The organism is Photobacterium sanctipauli (genome assembly GCF_003026495.1).
GTDB lineage: Bacteria > Pseudomonadota > Gammaproteobacteria > Enterobacterales > Vibrionaceae > Photobacterium > Photobacterium sanctipauli.
This window is the reverse complement of sequence record NZ_PYMA01000011.1, coordinates 137606-162802: the sequence shown is the minus strand read 5'-3', so window position 1 is coordinate 162802 and position 25197 is coordinate 137606. Positions and strand designations below refer to the sequence as shown.

Genomic DNA, 25197 nt, shown 5'->3' with positions numbered 1-25197 from the left:
TCTCGAACCAATCTCTTATTGCAATCATTTTCTGCATAAAAACGCACCAATTGTTAAAAATCTGATCCCCAGCACGCATTTCACACAGAGCCAAAACAGCTTATTGACATATTTGCAACATAAGCTAATTTGGATACGTAACCAAAAACGATAACAACTCATTAACGTATCAGTCCAATAGGAGGTTATTTATGGCCATGGCAGGCTTTGATCCACGCTGGCGCGATTTTCCTGATTACATTCTGGGGATCACCAAAGAAATCTGGGAAGACAGAGGACTCCACACCCTTCACGACTACTACTCACCAGATATTATTGTTCGCTCGCCAAGCGCTATCTCGCAGGGCAACAAAGATGTGATCAGCGCGACTATGGCCACCCTCGCCGAATTTCCTGACCGTACCCTATTTGGCGAAGACGTGATCTGGAGTGGCTCACCCGAGCAAGGCATGCTCTCTTCCCACCGAATCACTTCAACTGCGACCCACCTTGGGAACGGTGTTTACGGCAAGGCAAGCGGCACCAAACTGCGCTATCGCATTATTGCCGACTGCCACGCTATCAATAACCAAATCAACGACGAATGGTTGATCCGCGACCAAGGCGCGATTGCGAAGCAGCTCGGCCTGAGCTCGGAAGAATACGCCCGCCAATTGATCGAGCGAGAAGGCGGTATTGAAAAAAGCCCGTTCCCGTTCACACCAGCCCAAGACATCGAGGGGCCGTACCTAGGCATTGGCAATGACAATGAATGGGGCTGTCGTTACGAAGACATCCTTCGCCGCTTGATGAATGCGGAGTTTTCAACCGTCGCCAATGACTACGACCGTGCTTGCATGGCTGAGTACCCGGGCGGAACAGCTGCCCTGTCACACAATGAGGTAGACCAATTTTGGATGCAACTTAGAGCCGCATTCCCGAACGCTAAGTTTACTGTCCACCACCGTATCGGTCGCGATGACCCGATGATGCCGCCTCGCGCCGCAATTCGCTGGTCGCTAGAAGGCAAGCATGAAGGCTACGGTGCATTCGGTAAGCCAACCGGCGCTGACGTGTACGTTATGGGGATCAGCCACGCTGAATTTGGCCCTTGGGGGCTGCGCCGTGAGTTCACCCTTTATGATCAAACTGCGGTTTGGAAACAAATACTGCTACAGCAGGGTTAATCAACGATTCAATTTCAATATCAACCGGGCTTATGGCCCTTAAGACTGTAAGGAAGCAAGATGTCACAGAATATCGTCGAGAAGTTTTACCAAAGCTACTTCAAAGCCGGCAAAGCAGAGCAAGCCCAAGTTGCTAACCAATACCTCAATGCGGATGTGAAATGGTGCGTTGCCCACCCTGTTAATGACTTGAACGGCCCGCAGTTGGCTAATGAAGCGTTTCTATCCTTGCTAAAGCATGCCCTGCCTGACGCCGAGCGTCGCCCGCTGGTCATCATGGACGGTGAGTACGAGGGAAGAACTTGGTACAACTCTACCGGTTATATTGCCGGTACATTCGAAAACAGCTTATTCGGCATCCCTGCAACCGGGAAGACACTGTATCTTCGCTACACCGAAATGGTCTGTGTTGAAAACGACCAAATTACCGAATCATACCTTATCCCAGATTTTATCGACGCAATGAACCAAGCAGGCGTAAACCCAATGCGCCGCAGCCTAGGCCACGATGGTTTGGTCATGGCGCCAGCAACAGCGGATGGCTTCAACCATGGTGACGTTTGCCCCGATCGCAGCGAGAAGAGCAAGCAGCTGGTTAAAGACATGCTCGGCTGCCTTGGCCGATTCGACGGTAAGGATCTTTACTCGATGGATCTTGAAAACTACTGGCATAGCGACTTTATGTGGTATGGCCCTGCGGGTATCGGCACCACTCGCGGCATCAAAGGTTTCCGCAACCACCACCAAGCCCCGTTCGTTTTCGCCTTCCCTGATCGCAGCGTAGACATCGAGCTCAATATTTTGGCTCAAAATGACTACGTAAGCACAGGCGGTTGGCCGCACATGCACGGTACCCATACCGGCCATAGCGGTTGGCTCGGGCTGGCACCAACAGGCAAGCACATTGAACTGCGTGTGATGGATATCTGGCGTCGAGACGGCGAACTGCTCAAAGAAAACTGGGTGGCTATCGATATTGGCCACATCATGCTTCAGCTGGGCTACGACTTGTTCGGCCAAATGAAAGAACAACTAGAGGGGCCTGCTTATGCATGAGTTCGGACTGTTAAACTGGACAATTCTGGGCGGCTACATTGTCCTCACCCTGATCCTGGGTGCCGTCATTGGCAAAAAGGTCACCTCGGCTAAGCAGTTCGCGCTTGGTGATAAGAATATCCCATGGTGGGCAATTGGTATCTCGGTGGTGAGTACCTATGTCAGTGCGATGTCTTTCTTGGGCGGCCCGGCGTGGTCTTATACCGAAGGGCTATCGGTGATTGCCATCCACCTCAACTACCCATTGGTGATCTTCTTTATCGTGTCGGTATTCATGCCATTCTTCTACAACAATGGCCTGACTTCGATATACGAATACCAAGAGCGTCGTTTCGGCAAAGCTTCACGGTTAACGCTGTCGATCATCTTCTTGATGAAGCAAGCACTTAGCTCTGCCGCGGTACTTTATGCCACGGCGATGATCCTTGAGTTCATCACGGGTATCGATGTGGTGTACTGCATCATGATAGTGACCGCCATTGCCTTGGTGTACACCGTAATGGGGGGTATCGCTGCCGTTATTTGGACCGATGTTATCCAAGCGTTCATCTTGTTCATCGGGGCCTTTATCATCATCGAGGCGGTATGGAATGGCATGCCTGCACCGATGACCGAAGTGCTGGCCGACCTAAAAGCCAAAGGCATGACCGATTCGCTACAGACCAGCATGGATCTGAGCCAGGTAACCACGGTTTGGGCGGGCGTTATCGCCATGACCATGTTCCACACCACGGTTTACGGCGGTAACCAGATGATGGTACAGCGCTGTATGGCAGCCAAGAGTATGGGCGATGCCAAGAAGTCGATGCTGATGATGGGTTATGTCGCGTTTTTCATCTACTTCCTGTTCATCGTACTGGGTGTGCTGTTCAATGCCTACTACGAAGGCAAGCCATTTGATAACGGCAATACCATTATCCTGCACTACGCCAGCGAGTACGGTGTGCCGGGCTTGATGGGAATCATTGCTGCGGCAATCCTGGCCGCCAGTATGTCTAGCCTCGACTCAGCGTTTAACTCGATGGCCACCGTCTCCGTTGCCGACTTCTACAAGCGCTTTTACAAGCAAAACGAGTCAGAAGAGCATTACCTTAAAGTCTCGCGCTTCTTTACCGTCACTTGGGCGCTGCTGGTTATCATCCCTGCCCTGATGTTCGCCACCAGTACAGGCTCGGTTTTGGAAGTATTAAGTAAGGCAGGTTCGTACTTTGTTGGCGCCAGCTTCTGTATGTTCGTACTTGGTTTCTACTCCAAGCACATTACAGAGAAAGGCCTATTGATTGGTGTGGCGGCAAGTTTCTTGGCTATCTGGTATGTGGCGGTTGCTACCGACATTTCTTGGCCGTGGTACTGCGTGATCGGTGTTGCGGTAAACAGTGTTGTCGCTTGGGTCGCAAGCCTTGCACTAACCGGCAAACAAAACGAAATGCACCTTTACACAGTGAAGGGTCAGCAAGATGAATACCAGCGCCTAAACAAGCCGACAATGGACAATGGCTGGTATTTGGTACCGGGTAAAGTGGACAAAGCCAGCTATGGCCTGCTTGTGATGTTTGTTGTTTCTCTGGCATTCCTCTACCTATTCAATGCCCTGATTGACAACAGCAACGCCCTGGTCATCTTCGGTTATGCCTGCGCTTATGTCTTCGGTGGTGCCCTTTCACTGTCGCTGCTTGCGCTAAATAGCCAGTCATTTGCCGGCAAGAGCTATGTTGTGGGTACCGCAACGACCATGACACTCATGCTAGCCATGTTGGCACTGCTTAACCTGTCTGGTTTCTGGTTCTTTGCCGCTGGCCTGGTACTTAGCCCTGCGGCTGTATGGCTGGCGCAGAGAGTCACATCGGGCTCAACATCAGCGCAAGATGAAGACGCAGCATATACACAAAAGAGCACCCAGTAAGAGAGTTGATGGGTTGATAAAAAGCACTAATAAAAAACCCAGCCGTTTGGCTGGGTTTTTGTATTTGCTAGCTAACTGCTATCGGGAATTAACCGATGTGAGTTAGGCCGCCCATGTACTTACGTAGTACTTCAGGGATCATGATACGGCCATCAGCTTCTTGGTTGTTCTCAAGAATCGCAACCATAGTACGACCAACCGCTAGGCCAGAACCGTTTAGTGTATGAACAAGCTCAGGCTTCTTCTCACCTTTACGACGGAAACGTGCCTGCATACGGCGGGCCTGGAAGTCACCACAGTTAGAACAAGAAGAAATCTCACGGTAAGTTTCTTGAGCTGGAACCCAAACTTCAAGATCGTAAGTCTTCATTGCGCCGAAGCCCATGTCACCAGTACATAGGATCACTTTACGGTATGGAAGCTCTAGCAGCTGAAGTACTTTCTCAGCGTGGCCGGTTAGCTCTTCTAGTGCAGCCATTGAATCTTCTGGGCGCGTGATCTGAACAAGTTCAACTTTGTCGAACTGGTGCATACGGATAAGACCGCGAGTATCACGACCGTAAGAACCTGCCTCAGAACGGAAGCATGGTGTATGCGCCGTCATCTTAATAGGCAGATCTGCTTCGTCACTGATGGTATCGCGAACCATGTTAGTTACAGGCACTTCCGCAGTCGGGATCAGTGACATACCCACGCCTTCTTCAGTCGCTGGCTGGGTGTGGAATAGGTCTTCACCAAATTTAGGTAGCTGACCTGTACCAAATAGGCTGTCTTTGTTCACTAGGTACGGTACGTACATCTCGGTGTAGCCGTGCTCGTCTGTGTGCAGGTCAAGCATGAACTGCGCAATCGCACGGTGTAGGCGAGCGAACTGGCCCTTCATCACGATAAAACGTGAACCAGAGATTTTAACTGCGCTTGCGAAATCAAGACCGTCACCCATTTCACCTAGGTCTACGTGGTCTTTCACTTCGAAGTCGTAAGATTTTGGCTGGCCCCAACGAGAGATTTCAACGTTCTCGTCTTCGTCTTTACCTGCAGGAACAGAGTCGTCCGGTAGGTTTGGAAGCGTTTGGGTAATTGCATCTAGCTCAGCCTGAAGTTCAGCAAGTGCTTTCTTTGCTTCGTCTAGCTCAGAACCTAGGTTACCAACCTCAGCAAGGATACGCTCTGCTTCTTCGTGATCGCCCTTCGCTTTAGCTTGGCCAATGGACTTCGATCGCGAGTTACGCTGTGCCTGAAGCTCTTCAGTCTTAACCTGAAGTGACTTACGCTTTTCTTCCAGGGAACGTAGTAGTTCAACGTCTAGTGTAAAACCACGGCGCGCTAATTTTTCAGCTGTTGCGTCCAGCTCAGTTCGAAGTAATTTAGAATCTAGCATGCTAATCCTGTGCTCGTAATGTTCTAAAGTGCACATTATTCAGCCAAATTGATGGCTAAATAATTTAAATTTAGGAAACGTTAGGCAACCTAACGCTGATCCCTCAACAATACCCAAAAAGCCCTATTATTGATAGCGTTTTGACGTGCTTTTTGCATCCAAAGAAGCGAGATAATCTAACTTTTCTGCAATTTTGGTTTCCAAACCACGATTTGTTGGCTGATAGTAACGTGTTCCTGCCAATTCAGGCGGGAAATAACACTCACCAGCGGCATACGCGCCCGGCTCATCATGTGCGTAGCGGTACTCTTCACCATAGCCCAGCTCTTTCATCAGCTTGGTTGGTGCATTACGCAAATGATGTGGTACTTCATAATCCGGGTGGTTCATTGCATCGGCTTTGGCCTGCTTAAATGCGGTATAAACCGCATTACTTTTCGGTGCGCTGGCCAAGTAAACAATCGCCTGTGCGATTGCACGCTCGCCTTCATAGGCTCCAACTCGGGTGAAGCAATCCCACGCTGATACCGCCACCTGCATGGCACGCGGATCGGCATTGCCGATATCTTCCGAAGCGATGGCCAACAAACGTCTGGCTACGTAGAGCGGATCACAACCAGCCTGTAGCATGCGGGCGAACCAATACAGGGCTCCGTCTGGGCTAGAGCCACGGATAGACTTGTGTACCGCCGATATCATGTCGTACCACAAATCCCCCTTGTTATCGAAGCGGGCAATTTTCTCGCCTGCCACCTCTGCTAATAGCGCAAGGGTTATCTGCTTGATCCCGCTGCTATCTTCGTCGGCCATATCGATGATCTGCTCGAGGTAGTTCAGCGACATACGTGCATCCCCGCCCACGAGATCCGCCAAGCGCTCCTTCACATCATCGACAAAATTGAGGTTCGTTTCGCTTATGCCGCGCTCGCTGTCTGATAACGCCTGCTCGATCACTTCGAGGATTTCTGCCGATTCCAGCGATTTGAGCTTATAAACACGTGCACGGGACAACAATGCGTTGTTTAGCTCAAACGACGGATTCTCTGTCGTCGCACCAATAAACGTCACCGTGCCGTCTTCAATATGCGGCAAGAAAGCATCTTGCTGGCTTTTATTGAAACGATGCACCTCGTCAACAAACAAGATGGTGCGGCGGCCTGCCATCTTGTTATCACGCGCCTTGTCGATAGCGGCACGGATATCTTTCACCCCTGAGGTCACGGCTGACACGCGCTCGACCTCGGCATTGGCATAGTTCGCCGCCACTTCGGCCAATGTGGTTTTGCCTGTACCCGGCGGCCCCCATAGGATCATTGAATGAAGGTGGCCGGCTTCCAGCGCGCGTCGTAGCGGCTTGCCTTCGGCCAAAATGTGCTTTTGCCCAATATACTCTTGCACGGTGCGCGGGCGCATTCGGGCAGCTAGGGGCCGAAAGTCTGAGGAAAAATCTAAACTGAAGTTATTCAAGATAACAACTCCTTACCAGTCGGTTCATGGCTTGGCCATGCCAAACACTCAAAACCGCCCTGTTTGAAATGCGAAAAAGGCGGTACAAAGTACCACCTCATTGAATCGGGTTTGATGGCTCGATGATAACCATCAAGCCAGCGGCAATACGAGCGCTTGCGCGTAAGCTTAATTACGCTGATCGTCCAGCTCTACCCCTTGCGGTGGTGAGAAGCGGAAAATATCAGACGCCGGCGCCTGCTTGCTAAAACGGGTGAAGGTGAAGTTACTGCGCTGGCCATCTTGTTCTACCACCGAAAATCCACGAACTTCACCGCTTTTAGCGACAGTAACGATAAATTTACCCATTGAAGACGCACCGCTTTTCGGTGTCAGGGTAAACGTATCTGCGGTTTGCGCCACATTGTACTGTTGCCAGTCTTGCGAGCTATTACGGGTAAGTAGCACAAATGGCGTCTGCTCAGTGGCATCATCAAGCCACATCGCGGTTACCTGCTCGATAAACGGGCTGTAGTACCAAAGCGTCTTACCATCTGAAACCAGTAGGTTCTCATCCGGTGTCTCGGTATTCCAACGGAATAGGTTCGGCCGCTTGATGGCAACATCACCCTCGCCTTCGACCAACACGTCGCCATCTGGGCTAATCACTTTTTGCGAGAAGTCGGCACTGAAGGCATTCACTTTGCCCAACCGCGAGCTCAGCTCCTGCTGCGGGTTTGCCCATGCATTCGCGGTAAATACCATTGGTGTAGCAATGAGTAAGGTGAATAATGCTTTTTTAATCATTGGTTGACCTTTTTACTTTGCTGCCAAGCAATGGCAGCAAGTCTTATTGAAATAGCGCAAGGGAAGCTCCCATGCTTGAAATTGATTTAACCGCTTGGTTCTAGACTCTAATCTCTTGGCGGTGGCGGCGGTGCAAGTACCTCTCGGTTACCGTTATGCCCCGGCGCACTCACAATGCCGTGCGCTTCCAGTTGCTCTACAATACGGGCTGCGCGGTTATAGCCAATCTTAAACTTACGCTGGACACCAGACACCGAGCCACGGCGCGACTCCGCCACGAAGGCTGCGACCTGATCAAACAGCTGATCCAAGTCATCATCGCCACCCACAGGCGCTTCGCCCGGTAGCAGGCCTTCTGCCCCTTGGTCGGCTTCCAAAATACCTTCAATGTATTGCGGCTTGCCGCGGGCTTTCCAGTCATTCACCACGTTATGAACGTCATCATCAGACGCGAATGCGCCGTGAACACGCACTGGGTGGTTCTGTCCTGCCCCTAAGTAAAGCATATCACCCATGCCAAGTAGCGATTCCGCACCGCCTTGGTCAAGAATGGTACGCGAGTCCGTTTTGGTAGAAACGGTAAAGGCCATGCGGCTTGGAATATTCGCCTTAATTAGGCCGGTAATGACATCAACAGATGGACGCTGGGTTGCCAATACCAAGTGGATGCCGGCGGCACGCGCTTTTTGCGCCAAACGGGCGATTAGCTCTTCCACCTTCTTACCAACAACCATCATCAAGTCGGCAAATTCATCGACGATCACTACAATACTCGGCATTTTCTCCAACCGTGGTGGGTACTCATCCATGCTATCACCCGGCTTCCACAACGGGTCATGGATTGGGTGCCCCGCTGCCGCAGCTTCTTCCAGTTTGGCATTAAAGCCAGCGAGGTTTCGTACCCCAACCGCAGCCATCAGCTTGTAGCGTCGTTCCATTTCTCCCACACACCAGCGCAATGCATTGCTGGCATCTTTCATGTCGGTGACAACCTCAGTCAACAGGTGAGGAATGCCTTCGTAAATCGACAATTCAAGCATTTTCGGGTCGATCATGATGAAGCGGCAATCTTCCGGCTTACACTTATACAGCAAGCTCAAAATCATCACGTTTACACCCACCGACTTACCAGAGCCGGTGGTACCCGCCACCAGCAAGTGAGGTGTTTTGCTAAGATCTTCAACCACCGCCTCACCGGCAATGTCGTAGCCCAGCACGATTGGCAGCGCGCCTTTCTTATGCTGGAAGTTATCACTGCCGACCACTTCCGACATGTACACGGTTTCACGGTTGACGTTAGGCAACTCCAAGCCGATATATGGCTTACCCGGAATCACTTCAACCACGCGCACTGCCGACGCTGACATGGCACGCGCCAAGTCTTTCGCCAAGCCTGAAATTCGGCTCACTTTCACCCCTGGCGCCAAGTCCAGCTCGTAACGGGTGATAACCGGGCCTGGGTATACCCCAACCACTTTGGCCTTGATTTTGTAATCTGCAAGCTTGGCTTCGAGCAACATTGCCGTTTGCTTGAGCTCTTCTTCGCTTGCAGGCTCTACATTTTGTTTTGCTGGAGCCAGCAGATCCAACGTAGGCATTGGGCTGGTAGGGGCCGGCAAGTCCGCTTCTTTCTTCATCAAGAACGGATTGTCCAAGCCTGCCGCCTGAGCTTGCGCCTTTTGCGCATCACGGATTTTCTGCAAGAAGGCTTCTTCGTCGCTCAGCGCTTCTGGCGCGCCTGATTCACGCTCTGCCCGCTCTAGCTCGGACATGCCATCCTGTACCCCGATTTCAATATCGTGATCAGGCAATGGTGCAGGCTGGCTTTCTGCCGCTTGCGCTACCGTGTCAACGGATAACGGCTCGACAACCGGCGCTGGTTCGGGTGCCATTTCATAGCATGCTTCTGAATACATAGTTTCAGATACTACAGGGTCCGTCTGAACCGGATGTGAACCTAGTGGTTCATCTTGCCCCAATACAGCCTCATCACTCATGTCTGGCTGTGCTGTAAATTGCACCTCTTGCTCAAAGTGCTGCGGCACGGCCAAATCGGCTGGCCCGGCTTGAGGCTGGGCGGTATCGGATACCGTCTCTGCCGACTCAAGATGAGCTTGCTCACTGGTAACCGCATTACTGTCAGCCAAGTTACGACTTTCAGCCAAAGCACTATCTTCAGCCTGAGCAAGGTTCTCTATCTGCGTACTGCTGTCAATCGCAGTATTTCCTTCAACTGAGGTGCTATTTTCAACAGAGGAGCTATGTTCAGCCGAAGTGCTATGGTCAACCAGCGCACCGTCATCGACATAAACCGTGAAGTTCTCGTCCCGATCCAACTGGCGCTCAAGCTCGGCAATGGTCATGCCTTTTGCTTGGTTGGTTGAGGTTACGTCTTCCATTGGCTGTGACGGGGCAGTATCAACAGGAGCAGGCTGGGATACGACTGGGGCGATTGGCGTTGCAATATCTAGCGTTGGCTCGGCAACTGCACTCGCTGTCTGCTCTGCTGCCGATACGGCGGCACTTGCCACGCCAGCTGCCGCCACTGCAGCCGCAGGAACATTGAGGTTATTGTCGTGAGCAACCTGCTTCCTGCCCGGCATAACAATCATTGGCTCCGATGGCGATGACAGCTCCCATACTTTGGTTTCAGCAAGCAGAGGATCAGCTTGTTCCGCTCCCATCTGGGAAATTTGCGGCTCTTTACGGGCAAAGATATCGCGGTCAGCAACAGGCTTGCTGTCGGCGCTTGAGCTTGCCAGCAGCACATCGTCGGCATCCAGCTCTTTTTCTTGCTGCTGGATGAGTTGCTTACCAAATTCAGTTTGGTGTTCGCCAGGAATTTCAGCAGCAAACGGGGTCAAGGTTTCAGACTTGTCTGAGCGCACCTTGTTCAGCAGCTTGGCGAACAAGCCAAGGGTGCCTTCACCCAAGGTATCAACAATAGTCAACCAAGAAATACCGGTAAATAGCGTAAAGCCGACCGCCCAGAAGAACATCAACACCAATGTCGCGCCAAGCAGGTTAAACATCGGCAATGCCATGTTCGACACCACATCGCCAATCACGCCACCCGACGAGAAATACCAAATATCATCGAAGTTTAGGTCTGCCAGAGCACAGCTGGTCACAAACAACAGCAATAGCCCAAGCAGGCGGGTACCGTAAATCATGTAGTCGATGGCTGTTTTCTTGTCCCGGCGACGGAACATTACCCAAGCCGCCATAATAATCACAGCGGGGAGTGGGTAAGCCAGCGATCCAAGGGTGAAAAACAAGGTATCAGCAACCAGTGCACCCAATGAGCCAGCCTTGTTTTGAACAGGGCCTTCCCAGGCGGTTTGCGACCAAGATGGATCAGCCGGGTCAAACGACAGCAACGCGACCATCATGAAAATCGCCGACAGTATGCCGATGATCAGAAAGCTTTCCAGTAGACGCTGTCCTCCGGAAAGGCGGATTTTAGGCTGCTTTTTGCCCTTAACTTTCCTCAAAAAACACTCCGATGTAACAAAATCTGTTCTTTAGCATCGCCGGCCAGCACAAGCGCAAGATAACCGATGCGCCATGAGGCTTAAGCCATGCTAAGCAATGTAAACACTAAAGCCCTATCTTATACTAAACATTGTCTTTTTTTGACTATTAGGCACCTTAGCAAAGTAAAGAAATGGTGATTTTTAGCGAAGGGACAACATAAAAGTACCAATCCCATCATAGCCAATGACGCAGCAAACAATATTCACGGCGAAAAATAACGTGCTACAAGTAGCAAAATTAGGGGACTGCGGCGCAGAAAATGGCCAATTACAGCGGGCATAAACAAATCAAGCGACTAGATAGCCGCTTGATCATTCAGGGTTCTGGCCTGAGCCAGACGCATTAAAACGGCTGAAGTTAGCGCGTTTTAATTACCAAGTTATTGGTTTGCTTAACCTCTTCCATTACCACGTAGGTACGGGTGTCGTTAACGCCCGGTAGACGTAGCAGTGTCTCACCCAGTAGTTTACGGTATGCCGACATATCTGATACGCGTGTTTTCAACAAGTAGTCGAAATCACCAGAAACAAGATGACACTCCTGAATATCTTCTAGTTCCTGTACTGACTTATTAAACTGCTCAAATACGTCAGGCGCACCACGGTTAAGAGTGATTTCAACAAACACGAGTAGTGATGCATCGAGGTATTGAGGGTTTAGTAGTGCAGTGTAGCCACTGATGTAGCCTTGGCGCTCAAGGCGGCGCACACGCTCTAGACATGGTGTTGGGGATAAGCCTACACGTTTGGATAGCTCAACATTCGAAATTCGACCGTCTTTTTGCAGCTCATTCAAAATGTTACGGTCAATGCGATCCAATTCCTTGGATGGTTTTTTCTTGGTATCTACCATTTTTTATTCCACCTTCTTACTTCCTTGCAAAAAAATATACTACAACTTTCCGTTTTTTAGAATCAAATACTCTAATTAGCCAACTATACTGCCTTTAGATCTGCATTTGAATCCTTGTCTACAGCCAATCACACTAGATATCAAGGGAGGAGCAGCATGATTATTGGAGTTCCCAAAGAAATCAAAAACCACGAAAACCGGGTCGGCTTAGTCACCAGCAGTGTTCGTGAACTCGTCTCACTTGGCCATCAAGTGCTTGTAGAAACCCAAGCCGGAGCAGGGATCGGGTTATCAGACCAAGACTATGAAAGCGCAGGCGCTGTTATTATTTCTAACGCTAAAGAAGTTTTTACCAGATCAGAGATGATTGTCAAAGTAAAAGAGCCTCAAGCAGAAGAAAGAGCCATGCTTTCCGAAGGGCAAATATTATTCACCTATCTCCATCTTGCCCCAGATTTTCCCCAAACAAAAGACCTAATTGATAGCAAAGCTGTCTGTATTGCCTATGAAACAGTAACAGATCACAGCGGGAAATTACCCCTGTTAGCGCCAATGTCTGAAGTTGCAGGCAGAATGTCTATCCAAGCGGCGGCGCAAACACTAGAGAATTCTAATGGCGGACGGGGGTTATTACTTAGTGGGGTACCCGGAGTAGAGCCCGCCAAAGTGGTGATTTTGGGCGGTGGTGTTGTTGGCTCAAGCGCGGCAAGAATGGCGGTGGGCATGCGTGCCGACGTCACCCTACTTGACAGAAATTTAGACACCCTGCGCGAGCTCGACCGCGAGTTTCAAGGTAGCGTGAAGTTGCTTTATTCTACCGAAGAAGCAATCAATAAATTGGTGCCCGATGCCGATGTGATCATCGGTGCCGTGCTGATTCCGGGGGCTGCAGCGCCCAAACTCATTACCGCAGAGCACGTAAAGGCCATGAAGCCCGGGTCGGCACTCGTCGATGTCGCCATCGACCAAGGGGGCTGTTTCGAAACGTCGAAGCCAACCACCCATACCGAGCCCACCTATATTGTGGATGATGTGGTTCACTACTGTGTTGCCAACATGCCCGGTGCGGTCGCGAGAACATCCGCGTTTGCGCTGAACAATGCCACCCTGCCCTACGTGATCAAATTAGCAAATGAGGGGTATAAAAAAGCCCTTATCGATGATCCCGGTTTCCTCGGCGGGCTCAATGTCATTTATGGCAAGGTAACCTGTAAAGAAGTCGCCGAGAGCTTCGACCTCCATTACACCGATCCTACCGTGGCCATCAGCATGCATTAGTACAAATGCTCTTATAGCCATAAATTATCGCATATAAGAAAATAATCTATGGGGAAGGAAGGAATGGGCAAACTGTTTATCCTTCCTCGCTTCTTTTGTTACCTAAGTAAATATCCTTTCAATAGAGAAACAATTTACCTACAATCACCCTTCACATGATAAAAATCTCATCTCAGCCTGGAGAAGTAATGAGTAACGTAAGACATTGTAAACTGCTCATCCTTGGTTCTGGCCCTGCAGGTTACACTGCAGCAGTTTATGCTGCTCGTGCCAACCTAAACCCGGTAATGATCACCGGTATGCAGCAAGGCGGTCAGCTAACAACAACGACTGAAGTTGAAAACTGGCCGGGCGATGCCGAAGGCCTGACTGGCCCTGCACTCATGGATCGCATGAAAGCCCATGCTGAAAAATTTGAGACTGAAATCATTTTCGACCACATCAACGAGACTGATTTCAGCCAGCGTCCTTTCCGCCTTAAGGGCGACAGCGGCGAATACACCTGTGACGCCCTCATCATCTCGACTGGCGCCTCGGCGAAGTACCTTGGCCTAGAGTCTGAAGAAAACTTTAAAGGTCGCGGTGTATCAGCCTGTGCCACTTGTGATGGTTTCTTCTACCGCAACCAGAAAGTAGCGGTTGTCGGTGGCGGTAATACCGCAGTTGAAGAAGCGCTTTACCTGTCTAACATTGCTTCAGAAGTTCACCTAATCCACCGTCGTGACACCTTCCGCTCAGAGAAGATTCTGATCAAACGACTGATGGACAAAGTGGAGAACGGCAACATTATCCTGCACACCGATCGTACGCTAGAAGAAGTACTGGGTGATGACATGGGCGTGACCGCCGTTCGCATTAAAGACACCCAATCTGATGCAACAGAAACCATCGATGTGATGGGTGCCTTCATTGCCATCGGCCACCAGCCGAACACCGGTATTTTCGAAGGCCAGCTAGCAATGAACAACGGTTACATCAAGGTTCAATCTGGCACTGAAGGTAATGCAACCCAAACCAGCGTTGAAGGTATTTTTGCTGCTGGTGATGTTATGGACCACACCTACCGCCAAGCTATCACATCCGCGGGTACCGGCTGCATGGCTGCGCTGGATGCCGAGCGTTATCTTGACGCCCTAGAAGAAAAACAATAATACATACCGGCCACGCATATCGACGTGGCCGTTTTTTGCCTTCACTATTTGCTTGCCACACCAAGCAGCTCAAGATTTTGATATGGATAAACAACAACAACGCGATTTAACCAAATGGTTGAAATCACAGAGCAAGTTAGCCAAGCGTTGGCTTATGTTCAGTGTCGGCCTTGGTTTCCTATCGGGATTACTCCTTGTCGGCCAAGCCGCTTTGCTTGCCCACATTTTGCATCAACTCATTATTGAACACACCGACAAGTACGATCTGGTTAGCAGCTTCATCGGCTTATTTGTGATAATCGGGCTGCGCGCAGGCTGTAGCTGGGGCCGAGAAATTTTTGGCTACCGCTGTGGCGAGCAAATCCGCCTGCATATCCGCCAACTGATCCTCCAGCGCCTACAAAAGCTAGGGCCGGCCTACATCAAGGACAAGCCAGCAGGTGTATGGGCTAGCTTGGTACTGGAGCAAGTAGAAGAAATGCAAGACTTCTTCTCGCGCTACATTCCGCAAATGTCGATTGCGGTACTGGTACCTATGGTGATTTTGTTTGCCGTATTCCCACTGAACTGGGCTGCCGGCTTAATCTTCTTGATCACAGCCCCACTGGTTCCTATTTTCATGGCATTGGTTGGCCTAGGTGCAGCCGATGCTAACCGCCGTAACTTTAAAGCGCTTCAGCGCCTTTCTGGGCACTTTTACGACCGCTTGCAAGGCCTATCTACCCTGCGCCTATTCAACCGCGCTGAAGCCGAGGCAGAAAACCTGCATGCGGCTTCCCACGTGCTGCGCAAGAGGACCATGGAAGTCCTTCGCATGGCCTTCTTGTCATCGGCAGTCCTTGAGTTTTTCTCGGCGATTTCGGTCGCCATCGTTGCGGTTTACTTTGGTTTTGCTTTTATTGGCGAGTTAAACTTCGGTCATTACGGTGTGCCAATCACCCTCTTCACGGGTTTGTTTGTATTGGTGCTGGCGCCCGAGTTTTACCAACCGCTGCGCGACCTGGGCACCTTCTATCACGCCAAGGCGCAGGCCATTGGTGCCGCAGAGTCGATTGTTGAGTTTCTCAACGCCGACGCCGATGAAATGAGCCAAGGTGATCGGAACCTCGACTCGCCTGAAACCATCGAGATTGCAGTCGAAAACCTCGAGGTGCTCAGCCCCGAGGGCCAAGTTTTGGCTGGCCCGCTGACCTTTAGCATTAACGCCCGCGAACAGGTTGCACTCGTTGGCCCAAGTGGCGCCGGTAAAACGAGCCTGCTCAATGCGATCCTGGGCTTTTTGCCATACCGAGGCAGCCTGAAAGTTAACGGCGTCGAACTCAAAGAGCTAGACCACAGCCAATGGCGCCAAGCCATCAGCTGGGTGGGCCAAAACCCGTTGCTGCTCCACGGTACCGTGCGTGACAACATCAGCCTTGGCAACCCGCTGGCAACCGACGAGCACATCATGCAAGTGGCCAAGCAAGCCTACGCCGAAGAGTTTATCCAACGCCTTGAAAAAGGTTACCTGCACCAAGTGGGGGATCGTTCCGGCGGCCTCTCGGTGGGCCAGGCTCAGCGTATCGCGGTTGCCCGTGCCATGTTGCAAAGTGGTGCCTTCTGGCTGCTTGACGAACCGACGGCCAGCCTTGATGCCAACAGCGAACACTTGGTACTGGAAAGCTTAAAGCAAGCCGTTGACGGCCAAACGACCCTCATGGTCAGCCACCGCCTTGACCAGCTCGCTGTGATGAACCGAGTACTGGTGATGGACAACGGCAAGCTGGTTCAGAACGGTCATTTTGAACAAATCCGCCATGAAGGTCTTCTGGCCGACATGCTGGCCCACACAGATAAGAGGGATCTCGATGCGTGATTTAATCCCTTACCTAAAACTTTACCGCAAGCACTGGTTCGGCCTAACACTGGGCATGCTGCTCGGCCTTGCCACCTTGCTGGCGGCAATGAGCCTGTTAACCCTTTCTGGCTGGTTTATCGCCGCATCCGCCGTGGCTGGGTTGACTATTGCCCGCGAAACCTTCAACTACATGCTGCCGGGTGCCGGTGTGCGTGGCTTCTCAATGGCCCGTACCGCAGGTCGCTGGGGTGAGCGTGTTGTTAGCCACAATGCCACCTTTAAACTGCTGGCAGACTTGCGCTTGTTCTTCTTCCGCAAGCTCACGCCGTTGATCCCGGGCCGTCAAGCCAACCTTCGCGATGCCGACCTACTCAACCGCTTGGTGGCAGACGTTGACGCGATGGATCACGTTTACCTTCGCCTTGTCAGCCCATTGATCATCGGGGTGATCGGCCTGCTTGCGATAACCGGCTTCCTGGCTTGGTTTGATCCCGCCCTTGGCTTTACGCTGGGTGCGATCCTGCTGGCCCTGATGCTTAGCCTGCCGGTGATCTTCTACCGTCTCGGTAAATCAAACGGCCAAGCGCTGACCCTGGCAAAAGCTAACTACCGCATCAAGCTGATGGACTGGATCCAAGGCCATGCCGAGCTATTGCTATTCAACGCCGAGGATCGCTACTACCAGCAAGCATTGGGCGAGCAAGAATCCCTGTTGGCGGCCCAACGTAAAATGGCTAACCTAACCGGCCTTGCCAACGCCATTTTGATGGCGGCAACCGGCTGGACGCTGGTGCTGATGACCTGGATGGCTGCCGATGGTGTTGGTGGCAATGCGCCGGATCCATTTGTTGCCATGGTGGCATTTGCAACCATGGCAAGCTTTGAGCTTATGATGCCTGTTGCCGGTGCCTTCCAGTACCTAAGCCAGACGCTGACTTCGGCGCGCCGCCTAAACGAGATTATCGAAGCCAAGCCCGATACCCCGTTCGACCCGAACGGCCATCAAGCTGCAACCATGGGTAACATTGATATCCAAGATATCAGCTACACCTACTACGGCAGTGATAAGCCAGTGCTAAAAGGTATTTCGTTATCCCTTAAAGCCGGCGACAAAGTTGCCCTACTCGGCCGTACCGGCTGTGGTAAATCGACGCTTCTCCAGCTACTCACTCGTAACTGGGACCCCCAGCAAGGCACTATCACCCTAGATGGTACGCCGTTGGCACAATGGCACGAATCATCACTGCGTGAAGCAATCACTGTGGTCAGCCAACGGGTCGATGTATTCAACGGTTCGCTACGTGAAAACCTGATCTTGGCCAAACCAAACGGCACTGATGAAGAGTTCAAGTCGGTACTGGAACAAGTTGGCCTCGAAGCCTTGCTTGAAGGTAAAGGGTTGGATACTTGGTTGGGTGAAGGCGGCCGCCAAATCTCTGGTGGTGAACGCCGCCGAATCGGTATTGCGCGAGCACTGCTACACGACGCCCCTATCCTGCTGATGGATGAGCCAACCGAAGGGCTTGACCGCCGTACCGAACAGCAAATTATGGCATTATTGCAAAAACATGCGAAAGACAAGACCGTGCTATTCATCACCCACCGCTTGGTCGGGCTAGAACAAATGGATCACATTTGCCTGATGGATGAAGGTGAAATCACCGAGCAAGGTAAGCATGACGAGCTTATGGCAACCAATGGTCGCTACGCGGAGCTTTGGCAACGGATCTAACGCCGTTACAGCCTGCTAGCCGAAAACAAAAACGAGAGTGCGTCATTGCCGCTACTCTCGTTTTTTTATGCCTGATGCTCAACCCAGTGGGGATTGGTTCTCGCCGTCAGGATATGATCTTCCCAGTTGCCGTTAATCAATAAATAATCTTTAGCCCTGCCTTCAGCCTCGAAGCCACATTTCGCCAGTACGGCAGCACTGCGCGCGTTACGCGGCATGTAGGCCGCCATCACCCGATGAAAGTTCTGCTCGTTGAACATCCACTGGACGGTAGCTTCCAATGCCTGACTCATGACCCCCTGCCCTTGCCAATGCTGATCAAGGGAATAGCCCACATGGCAGGCATGAAACGGGTGGCGAACTAAATTGCTGTAGTTCACCACGCCAGCAATTTCCTTGCTGCCTTTTTCCTGGATCACAAAGTAGTACGCGAGTTGATGCTTGTGTAACTGCATCAACTGCTCAAGGCGCCTTTCCCAACCGGCTTCCGTAAAAAAGGCTTCTTCACGCAATGGCTCCCAGGGCTTAAGAAACGCTCGGTTGCGCTGATAGTAGCTGGTTATCGCTTTCACATCTTTTGGCGAAATTAACCGAGCCTTGAACGCATCCAAGTCGATAACTGCCGAGCGATTAATAATAGATTCAAACAATAACCCGACTCCCTTTACTCACTCCGTTAATCAAACGTTAGCATAGTGACAATTTATTAACTATAAACTTATGATAGAACAAAGAAATTAGGCCTAAATTCAACCACTATACCTGCCAAAGCTTGGGTATAGACTATGATTGAGTCATGACTGGCGCCACCACTTACCGCTAACTAACACAGTGAAGATTATGTATTACGATTACCTTGATACGGTATTGGGAAAAATATATCTCTTGGCAGATGAAAACGGACTACGGCAACTCACCATCGCAAGCGGCGGTTTTAGTCCAGACGAGCGATGGGAGCATGATCCAAATTTCATGTCACCCTTTACCACCCAGCTAAGAGAATATCTCCAAGGAAAACGAAAAAAATTCAACCTCGACCTCGCCCCACAAGGTACCACCTTCCAGTGTCAGGTATGGACTGCGCTGCAAGAAATCCCCTACAACAGCCAACGTTCCTACCACCAAATCGCCGCCCACATCGAGCACCCATGCGCCATACAAGCCATTAGCATGGCTAAAAACGTCAACCCTATTCCGATAATCATTCCCTGCCACCGCGTTGCTTCAAGCCAAGAAGCAAAAGACAGCTGCCGCTATGGCCAAGATGTGATTGTCCAACTACGGGCGCTGGAGAACGGCGAGCAGACCCTGATCTAACCGCCCTATTAAACAGCGAATACAACAAGGGGGAAGCCGTGGCCTCCCCCTTAATATTGTTCTATGCGTCTTAGGCGCGATTAACTTTTGTTGATCCCGTACTCGCGCAGTTTGTTTGCCACAGCAGTGTGCGACACCCCAAGGCGCTTCGCCAACTTACGGGTTGATGGATAGCTTCGATACAGGCTGTTTAGAATACCAGACTCGTAACGTTTCATGATTTCATCGAGCGAGCCGTCCAGGGTTTCTTCGCTGATCACCGTGGTCGATTCATTTTCTGGCAACTGAACATCTTCGACGCTGATCTCGCTCCCTTCCAACTGGGTCATCGCGCGGAACAGGACATTGCGCAATTGGCGAATATTGCCCGGCCAGGCATATTGGCTAAGGTACTGGGCCACTTCGCCAGAAATGAGCGGCTTAGGCTGTTGCAACTCTTGGGCAAACTGGGACAGGAACAAATCGGCTAGCGGTACAATATCAGCAGTACGCTCGCGCAGCGGCGGCACATGCAGCGACAACACATTCAGACGATAGAAAAGATCTTCGCGGAATTGCCCCGCGGCCACCAAATCCGGCAGTTTTTTCTGGGTCGAGCAAATCACCCGCACATCAACCTTCATTTCTTTCTCTTCGCCCACGCGGCGGAAGGTGCCGTCCTGCAGGAAGCGAAGCAGTTTGATTTGAAGGTGCTCGGACATCTCGCCAACCTCATAGAGGAAGGCGGTACCGCCATCGGCTTGCTCGAAAATACCTTTCTTGCCCGGCTCGGTTGCGGTTGCGGCCATACCAAACAATTCGGTTTCGGCGGCATTGTCTGGCATTGAGACACAGTTAACCAACAGGAACGGTTTCTCGCGGCGTAGCGAGCGCTGATGGCAGGCACGAGCCAGCATCTCTTTACCCGTGCCCGTTTCACCTTGGATAAGCAAAGGCGCATCCAGCAAAGAGAGCTTCTTGGCTTGGGATAGCAACTGCTTAAAGCGGGAAGATTGCCCAACCAAATGCTCAAAACCGTTGTCACCGCTTAGCTTGCGCATCGCGATTGGCATCTTGGCTTCCGACAGCGACTTCAGCAAAATCACCGCACTGGCCAGCACCTGCTCCTCGCTTTCGTCTGTCACGTAAACAGGCATGACTTCCATCATGTAGTCGAGGCCAGACATCACCACCATTTCGCTACGCTTGGTGGCCTGGTCTTTCTCCAACCACTGGTGAACGTTGAAGCCGACAATCGATTGGATATTCTCGCCAAGGATCTCCTCGCGTGTTTTTCCAAGCAATGCTTCAGCGGCATCGTTGGCTAAATCAACTTTACCCTGCAGGTTGATAGAGAAAAATGGATCAGGCAAGGCTTCAAGCAAGGCTTTCAGCTCTTTGTGCTCACGCTCGCTTGGCATGAACTGGATCTTCCGCACGTCGGTCACTCCGTCTAGCTGACGGATTTGCGACATCAATTGACTAAATTGTTCAAATTCAATTTCAGGGCAATTGAGGTAAATGATCCCCACACGGTCAATCTCAATACCACGCAAGTCAATTTGCTGGCTCGCAAGAATATCCAGCAACTCACGGGTCATACCTAATCGGTCTTCACAAAAGACTTGTAGCCTCATATTTTTTCTCTTCCAAAGTGTCAGGAATTGTTGACACATGAAGTTTGCGCTTTCGCTGCCTTTCCGTCAAGAGACCGATCATCGATGCTGTGTGCTAAGCCACTATTTTTCTGCCGATTGTTGCTGGCGAGTAATACGTAGCAGTAAATCCTTACGAATTTCACTCAATTTTGGCTGCTGGTCTGGCTGCCATGGCAATGGACGCATCAAACTGATCGCCTTAAGGCCAAGACGCCCGGTTAGCAAACCGACACCAACCCCTTGTGCGACACGGGTTGACATCCTGCCTGCCAAATCCATCGACAGCATATCCATCCCCGAGTCGGCAATGATCTCACTGGCCCCGGCCACCGCCATGTTAGCCAGCACCAACTTCACCAACTTGATGCGAGACCAGTAGCCCAGCTCAACGCCGTACACCGCCGAGACTTGCTCGATTAAGCGAAAATTGCGCCATGCCACCAGCAACATGTCAGCCACGGCCAGCGGGCTCACCGCCACCATCACCGCCGCTTCGCTGGCGTATTTCGCCACGAGCTTACGGGCAAGGGTATCCTGATGGCTCAGCACCATCTTGTCATACAGCTGCATCACCTCACGATCATTGTGGGTTGCCGCCAGCGATTGCAGCCAGCGATCATAACCAGCATGCTCTTCGCGTATATTGCCTTTGCGCGCCAGCTTGGTACAAAACGCCTTCGCCTGGCCAATCCCTTCGGCTTCCAGTAAAGCCTGGGCCTGTTCGCGTTCGCTTTGGCGCTGCTTCAATCGACGCAGTGTTATTAGCTCACGACCCAAGGCTGCGATACCGGTGGCAGCAATGCCCGCGACGATTGCGCTCCAACCGAGCGCCAACCAGTCCCCGCCCTGGTAGGCCGTCACCACATAATCGACGGTTTGCCAACCCGCCATTGCCGCAGCACCAACCAACAAGCCTTTTAGCCAGCCGGTTCTGCGCTTTGGCTTGGCTGCCAGCGTACGGGCTAGCGATGCTTCCAATTCGTTGTCTTCGCTTTCTGCCACTTCCGGCAAAAACGTCTCGCTTTGCTCAAACTGTAATTGCGAGGTCAGCTCATCGCTCCCTTGCTGGGCTGATGGCTCTGGCTCATCAAATACAATTTTTTGTTTGTAATGTTCACTCATCGTAATTTATCCCCCAGCAAGTACTCCAATGCCTTATCCATCCGGATATGCGGTAGCGGTTCATCGCTCTGCTGGTCTAGCGGTCTGAAATTGATAAAGTCGAAGCCCGACTGTTGCCAAAAGCTGTCATTTGGCAGGCGCCTTGGCACTTCACCCGGAAACAGGGTTTTGCCTTCGCCGCCTAAGGTATGCCCGCGCAGCGCCGGCACTTGCTTGCCTTGGTAGTCCACAAAGCCGGGCTCGGTGGCCTGAATCGACGACAGGCTCAGGCAGTCCATTTTGATCCCTTCGAAAGAGGCAGTTTGCCATGCCTCGTTCACCAGCTGCTGCAGCAAACTCACCAAGTTGGGGTGCTGCTCTGGCGTAACATGATCTGCCTTGGTGGCCGCGAACAACACTTTGTCGATACGCGGCGAGAACAAGCGGCGCAACAACGAGCTACGGCCATACTTGAAGCTCTGCATCAGCTGATCCAAAGCTTGGCGCATATCATTGAACGACTCCGTCCCCGCATTGAGCGGCTGCAAGCAGTCCACCAAAATGATTTGGCGGTCAAATTTTGAAAAGTGTTCTTTGTAAAACGCCTTTACCACATGCTGCTGGTAATAGCGGTAACGGCTTTTCAGCATACCGATATTGGTCTCTTCGCCAGCTTCTGCTAGCTGCACCTCGGTGTACTTGTCGAGCCACACCATCGGGAAGAACTGCAACACAGGTGCGCCCGCCAGCTCGCCGGGCAACACAAAGCGTCCCGGTTGTACCCAATGCAAGCCACCCTCGGCTTTGCAACGGAACAAATACTCGGTAAAACGCTGGGAAATCGCTTCAATTTTGGCTTCATCTGCCGGTGCCAATGGGTCAAACTCTTCTTCCATAGCCAACCAATCTGCCGCCAACTCCAAGCGTTTACCCTTGATAGCCTGTGCCTGCTGTTTTGACCACGCCATGAAATCAAGATCGAGCAGCGGCAAATCCAACAGCCATTCCCCTGGGTAATCAACAATATCCAGGTACAAGGTGGCGGTCTCTTGCAACAGTTTCATTGGCCCCTTCTGGGGCTTGTAGCGCAGCGCCAATCGGGTCTGGCTCACATCCCGTGTCGGTTCGGGCCATGACGGCGGGGATGAAAGCAACGAGTTCATGCCCTCTTCGTAGCCAAATTTAGGGACATGCATATCAATTTGCGGAACACGCTTGGCCCCCAGCAAATTGCTATCACGCACCGCGCTAAAAAGCGGCAAGCGCGGGTTAGTACTTACATGCATGAGCTGATTCACCAGTGATGTAATGAACGCGGTCTTACCCGCTCGGGATAGCCCCGTCACCGCCAAACGCACATGGCGGTCTAAACTCCGGTTCACTAGCTTGTTCAACTCATTACCAAATCGATTCATCGTTTTTCCTATGTGCGTCTATCACTCAGTCAACGGTAGCAAATTACTGATTAACCTTCGATGAACCAGTAATTCAGAATAAAGAAAAGCAGGCGGTTGCCTGCTTCATCATTCGTAGGTGCAACGCGATATTCCCGGAACACATTGGGAATAGCACCTTGTGGTTTGGCACCTACAGGTTGCGGAACTCTCGGTCGACCTTGAAGGCCGACGATGTGACGTAGGCTTCCATCTTACGAAGGTTGTGCTCCATACCGTCGAGCTCGGATTCAACATTCTGCAAAATCTGGCTGGCCGGTTTGCCTGCTTGCCATGGCTTTTGTTTCACATTGTGCTCACGGTAGACATATTGCTGGTAGCTTCGCTCCTCTGGCATTTTATCGAGGATCAAACAAGCGGCGATATATCCTACGATCACAAAAAATCCAAACCCCAGCAGGAAGGCCGACACCATTAGGATCCGTACCAGCCATATCTCCATGCCAAAATACTCGGCAATACCGGCACAAACACCGCCTAGCTTGCCGTTTTTCGGGTCGCGATAGAGGGTTTTACTCATTGCTTGTGCCTCCATTGTGGTGCTTCCGCATCAAGAATTCGTTCTAGTGTGACAATTCGATCCTGCATTTGCTCTGCGCGAGCAACCAACGCTTGCAGCTTCTGTTGGTCATCGCCCGATAACCCCTCACTCGCGTGCTTCTTGCTACGGTAGTGAAGGATCAACCACAACGGGGCAACAAAGATCATAAACACTACTAGTGGACCGACAATAAACCCCATAGACATTTTCTTTCTCCTTATCCGCGCAGAATCAAATAATTACTTTTGTTTAACTCATCATAACAACAAAGCAAGTCGAACGTGAATTACTCCTTGTCCTTCAAGTTAGCCTTCATGCGCTCAAGCTCTTTTTCAATTTCGTCTTGTGCCTGTAGGTTGGCAAACTCATCTTCTAGGTTCTTACCGCGACCCAGGTTGTAGCTATCTGCTTCCGCTTCCATCTCATCGATGCGGCGCTCGTATTGCTCGAACTTAGACAGTGCTTCATCCACTTTACCCGTATCAAGCTGGCGACGGACATCACGACGGGTACCCGCCGCCTTGTGGCGCATCACCAACGCTTGCTGGCGGGCACGGGTTTCTTGCAGTTTACGCTCAAGCTCCGCGACTTCTGTGGCTAGCTTCTCGATGGTCTCTTCAACTAACTTGTACTCTTCGTTCAAGGTCAGTGCGACGTCATTGAGCTTTTGCTTTTCAATCAGTGCGGCACGTGCTAGATCTTCGCGGCCTTTCTGGATGGCCAATGTGGCTTTTTGCTGCCAGTCAGCTGATTGGCTTTCGATACCTTGAATGCGGCGCTGAAGCTCTTTCTTGTCTGCCAAAGCACGTGCTGAAGAGGTACGCACTTCCACCAAGGTGTCTTCCATCTCTTGGATAATAAGACGAATCATTTTTTGCGGATCTTCCGCTTTATCCAACAGCGAGTTTACGTTGGCATTCACAATATCCGCAAAGCGAGAAAAAATACCCATAATTACATCTCCTAAGGTGTGTTTGGATCTTAGACTTATGGTTCTGTGG

19 protein-coding genes and 1 pseudogene are annotated in these 25197 nt (G+C 51.3%); 8 read left to right on the top strand and 12 right to left on the bottom strand.

The features are described 5' to 3' along the window. Window positions 1-191: 191 nt before the first annotated feature. The 3 genes and pseudogenes from C9I98_RS17140 to C9I98_RS17130 form a co-directional block, all read left to right on the top strand. Window positions 192-1166, top strand: a complete 975-nt coding sequence (locus C9I98_RS17140; RefSeq protein WP_173424735.1) for a nuclear transport factor 2 family protein — start codon at window positions 192-194, stop codon at window positions 1164-1166. A 60-nt stretch (window positions 1167-1226) separates the two neighbouring features. Further along, window positions 1227-2222, top strand: coding sequence for a nuclear transport factor 2 family protein (locus C9I98_RS17135; RefSeq protein WP_036832585.1), 996 nt, complete (start codon window positions 1227-1229; stop codon window positions 2220-2222). Then, window positions 2215-3799 (top strand): annotated as a pseudogene (locus tag C9I98_RS17130) (sodium:solute symporter family transporter); the annotation flags it as partial. The gene C9I98_RS17135 and the pseudogene C9I98_RS17130, both read left to right, overlap by 8 nt. A 414-nt stretch (window positions 3800-4213) precedes the next feature. Here the strand turns inward: C9I98_RS17130 and serS are convergent. The 5 genes from serS to lrp form a co-directional block, all read right to left on the bottom strand. Then, window positions 4214-5506, bottom strand: a complete 1293-nt coding sequence (serS, locus tag C9I98_RS17125) for a serine--tRNA ligase (RefSeq protein ID WP_036832583.1) — start codon at window positions 5504-5506, stop codon at window positions 4214-4216. 126 nt (window positions 5507-5632) lie between these two features. After that, a complete protein-coding gene (locus C9I98_RS17120; RefSeq protein WP_036832580.1) occupies window positions 5633-6973 on the bottom strand; it encodes a replication-associated recombination protein A in 1341 nt (446 codons plus the stop codon). A gap of 168 nt (window positions 6974-7141) precedes the next feature. Continuing rightward, a complete protein-coding gene (gene lolA / locus C9I98_RS17115) occupies window positions 7142-7756 on the bottom strand; it encodes an outer membrane lipoprotein periplasmic chaperone LolA (RefSeq protein WP_036832604.1) in 615 nt (204 codons plus the stop codon). Between the two features lie 110 nt (window positions 7757-7866). Next, window positions 7867-11253 (bottom strand): DNA translocase FtsK, encoded by a 3387-nt coding sequence (locus C9I98_RS17110; protein WP_036832577.1) that lies wholly within the window; start codon window positions 11251-11253, stop codon window positions 7867-7869. Window positions 11254-11653: 400 nt separating this feature from the next. Then, window positions 11654-12148, bottom strand: a complete 495-nt coding sequence (gene lrp / locus C9I98_RS17105; protein WP_036832575.1) for a leucine-responsive transcriptional regulator Lrp — start codon at window positions 12146-12148, stop codon at window positions 11654-11656. A gap of 156 nt (window positions 12149-12304) precedes the next feature. Here lrp and ald point away from each other — a divergent pair, with 156 nt between their 5' ends. The 4 genes from ald to cydC all read left to right on the top strand — a co-directional run bounded on the left by ald (window position 12305) and on the right by cydC (window position 18146). Beyond that, window positions 12305-13426 (top strand): alanine dehydrogenase, encoded by a 1122-nt coding sequence (gene ald / locus C9I98_RS17100; protein ID WP_107272252.1) that lies wholly within the window; start codon window positions 12305-12307, stop codon window positions 13424-13426. 188 nt (window positions 13427-13614) lie between these two features. Further along, the gene (gene trxB, locus C9I98_RS17095) at window positions 13615-14577 is read left to right on the top strand and encodes a thioredoxin-disulfide reductase (RefSeq protein WP_107272251.1); all 963 of its coding nucleotides are present in this window, start codon (window positions 13615-13617) and stop codon (window positions 14575-14577) included. A gap of 82 nt (window positions 14578-14659) precedes the next feature. Next, window positions 14660-16432 (top strand): heme ABC transporter permease/ATP-binding protein CydD, encoded by a 1773-nt coding sequence (cydD, locus tag C9I98_RS17090; RefSeq protein WP_036817945.1) that lies wholly within the window; start codon window positions 14660-14662, stop codon window positions 16430-16432. Further along, window positions 16425-18146, top strand: coding sequence for a heme ABC transporter ATP-binding protein/permease CydC (gene cydC, locus C9I98_RS17085; RefSeq protein ID WP_036817948.1), 1722 nt, complete (start codon window positions 16425-16427; stop codon window positions 18144-18146). Before cydD ends, cydC begins: the two co-directional genes overlap by 8 nt. Window positions 18147-18211: 65 nt before the next feature. Here cydC and rimJ read toward each other — a convergent pair whose 3' ends face one another. Beyond that, a complete protein-coding gene (gene rimJ / locus C9I98_RS17080; protein ID WP_036817950.1) occupies window positions 18212-18796 on the bottom strand; it encodes a ribosomal protein S5-alanine N-acetyltransferase in 585 nt (194 codons plus the stop codon). Window positions 18797-18986: 190 nt separating this feature from the next. On the opposite strand from rimJ, the gene C9I98_RS17075 reads away from it, so the two are divergent. Then, a complete protein-coding gene (locus C9I98_RS17075) occupies window positions 18987-19463 on the top strand; it encodes a methylated-DNA--[protein]-cysteine S-methyltransferase (protein WP_107272250.1) in 477 nt (158 codons plus the stop codon). A gap of 80 nt (window positions 19464-19543) precedes the next feature. Here the strand turns inward: C9I98_RS17075 and tyrR are convergent, their stop codons facing one another. The 6 genes from tyrR to pspA all read right to left on the bottom strand — a co-directional run bounded on the left by tyrR (window position 19544) and on the right by pspA (window position 25148). Then, on the bottom strand, window positions 19544-21079 hold the full coding sequence (gene tyrR / locus C9I98_RS17070) for a transcriptional regulator TyrR (RefSeq protein ID WP_107272249.1): 1536 nt from the start codon (window positions 21077-21079) through the stop codon (window positions 19544-19546). Window positions 21080-21181: 102 nt separating this feature from the next. After that, the gene (locus tag C9I98_RS17065; protein WP_036825416.1) at window positions 21182-22222 is read right to left on the bottom strand and encodes a YcjF family protein; all 1041 of its coding nucleotides are present in this window, start codon (window positions 22220-22222) and stop codon (window positions 21182-21184) included. Further along, window positions 22219-23616 carry a YcjX family GTP-binding protein gene (locus C9I98_RS17060; RefSeq protein WP_036825417.1) on the bottom strand — a complete coding sequence of 466 codons (1398 nt, stop codon included), beginning with the start codon at window positions 23614-23616 and terminating at the stop codon, window positions 22219-22221. Before C9I98_RS17060 ends, C9I98_RS17065 begins: the two co-directional genes overlap by 4 nt. Window positions 23617-23788: 172 nt before the next feature. Further along, window positions 23789-24175 (bottom strand): envelope stress response membrane protein PspC, encoded by a 387-nt coding sequence (gene pspC / locus C9I98_RS17055; RefSeq protein WP_036825419.1) that lies wholly within the window; start codon window positions 24173-24175, stop codon window positions 23789-23791. Continuing rightward, window positions 24172-24402: an envelope stress response membrane protein PspB gene (gene pspB / locus C9I98_RS17050; RefSeq protein WP_036825421.1), complete on the bottom strand. Its 231-nt coding sequence runs from the start codon at window positions 24400-24402 to the stop codon at window positions 24172-24174. Before pspB ends, pspC begins: the two co-directional genes overlap by 4 nt. 80 nt (window positions 24403-24482) lie before the next feature. Beyond that, window positions 24483-25148, bottom strand: a complete 666-nt coding sequence (pspA, locus tag C9I98_RS17045) for a phage shock protein PspA (RefSeq protein WP_036825423.1) — start codon at window positions 25146-25148, stop codon at window positions 24483-24485. Between the last annotated feature and the right edge of the window lie 49 nt (window positions 25149-25197).

What these genes read in the sequence shown, in the direction of transcription:
- cydD (WP_036817945.1), top strand. Translation starts at nt 14,660, where the DNA reads ATGGATAAACAACAACAACGCGATTTAACCAAATGGTTGAAATCACAG.
- C9I98_RS17065 (WP_036825416.1), bottom strand. Translation starts at nt 22,222, where the DNA reads ATGAGTGAACATTACAAACAAAAAATTGTATTTGATGAGCCAGAGCCA.
- pspC (WP_036825419.1), bottom strand. Translation starts at nt 24,175, where the DNA reads ATGAGTAAAACCCTCTATCGCGACCCGAAAAACGGCAAGCTAGGCGGT.
- C9I98_RS17135 (WP_036832585.1), top strand. Translation starts at nt 1,227, where the DNA reads ATGTCACAGAATATCGTCGAGAAGTTTTACCAAAGCTACTTCAAAGCC.
- tyrR (WP_107272249.1), bottom strand. Translation starts at nt 21,079, where the DNA reads ATGAGGCTACAAGTCTTTTGTGAAGACCGATTAGGTATGACCCGTGAG.
- cydC (WP_036817948.1), top strand. Translation starts at nt 16,425, where the DNA reads ATGCGTGATTTAATCCCTTACCTAAAACTTTACCGCAAGCACTGGTTC.
- pspB (WP_036825421.1), bottom strand. Translation starts at nt 24,402, where the DNA reads ATGTCTATGGGGTTTATTGTCGGTCCACTAGTAGTGTTTATGATCTTT.
- lrp (WP_036832575.1), bottom strand. Translation starts at nt 12,148, where the DNA reads ATGGTAGATACCAAGAAAAAACCATCCAAGGAATTGGATCGCATTGAC.
- pspA (WP_036825423.1), bottom strand. Translation starts at nt 25,148, where the DNA reads ATGGGTATTTTTTCTCGCTTTGCGGATATTGTGAATGCCAACGTAAAC.
- trxB (WP_107272251.1), top strand. Translation starts at nt 13,615, where the DNA reads ATGAGTAACGTAAGACATTGTAAACTGCTCATCCTTGGTTCTGGCCCT.
- C9I98_RS17060 (WP_036825417.1), bottom strand. Translation starts at nt 23,616, where the DNA reads ATGAATCGATTTGGTAATGAGTTGAACAAGCTAGTGAACCGGAGTTTA.
- ald (WP_107272252.1), top strand. Translation starts at nt 12,305, where the DNA reads ATGATTATTGGAGTTCCCAAAGAAATCAAAAACCACGAAAACCGGGTC.
- C9I98_RS17075 (WP_107272250.1), top strand. Translation starts at nt 18,987, where the DNA reads ATGTATTACGATTACCTTGATACGGTATTGGGAAAAATATATCTCTTG.
- serS (WP_036832583.1), bottom strand. Translation starts at nt 5,506, where the DNA reads ATGCTAGATTCTAAATTACTTCGAACTGAGCTGGACGCAACAGCTGAA.
- C9I98_RS17140 (WP_173424735.1), top strand. Translation starts at nt 192, where the DNA reads ATGGCCATGGCAGGCTTTGATCCACGCTGGCGCGATTTTCCTGATTAC.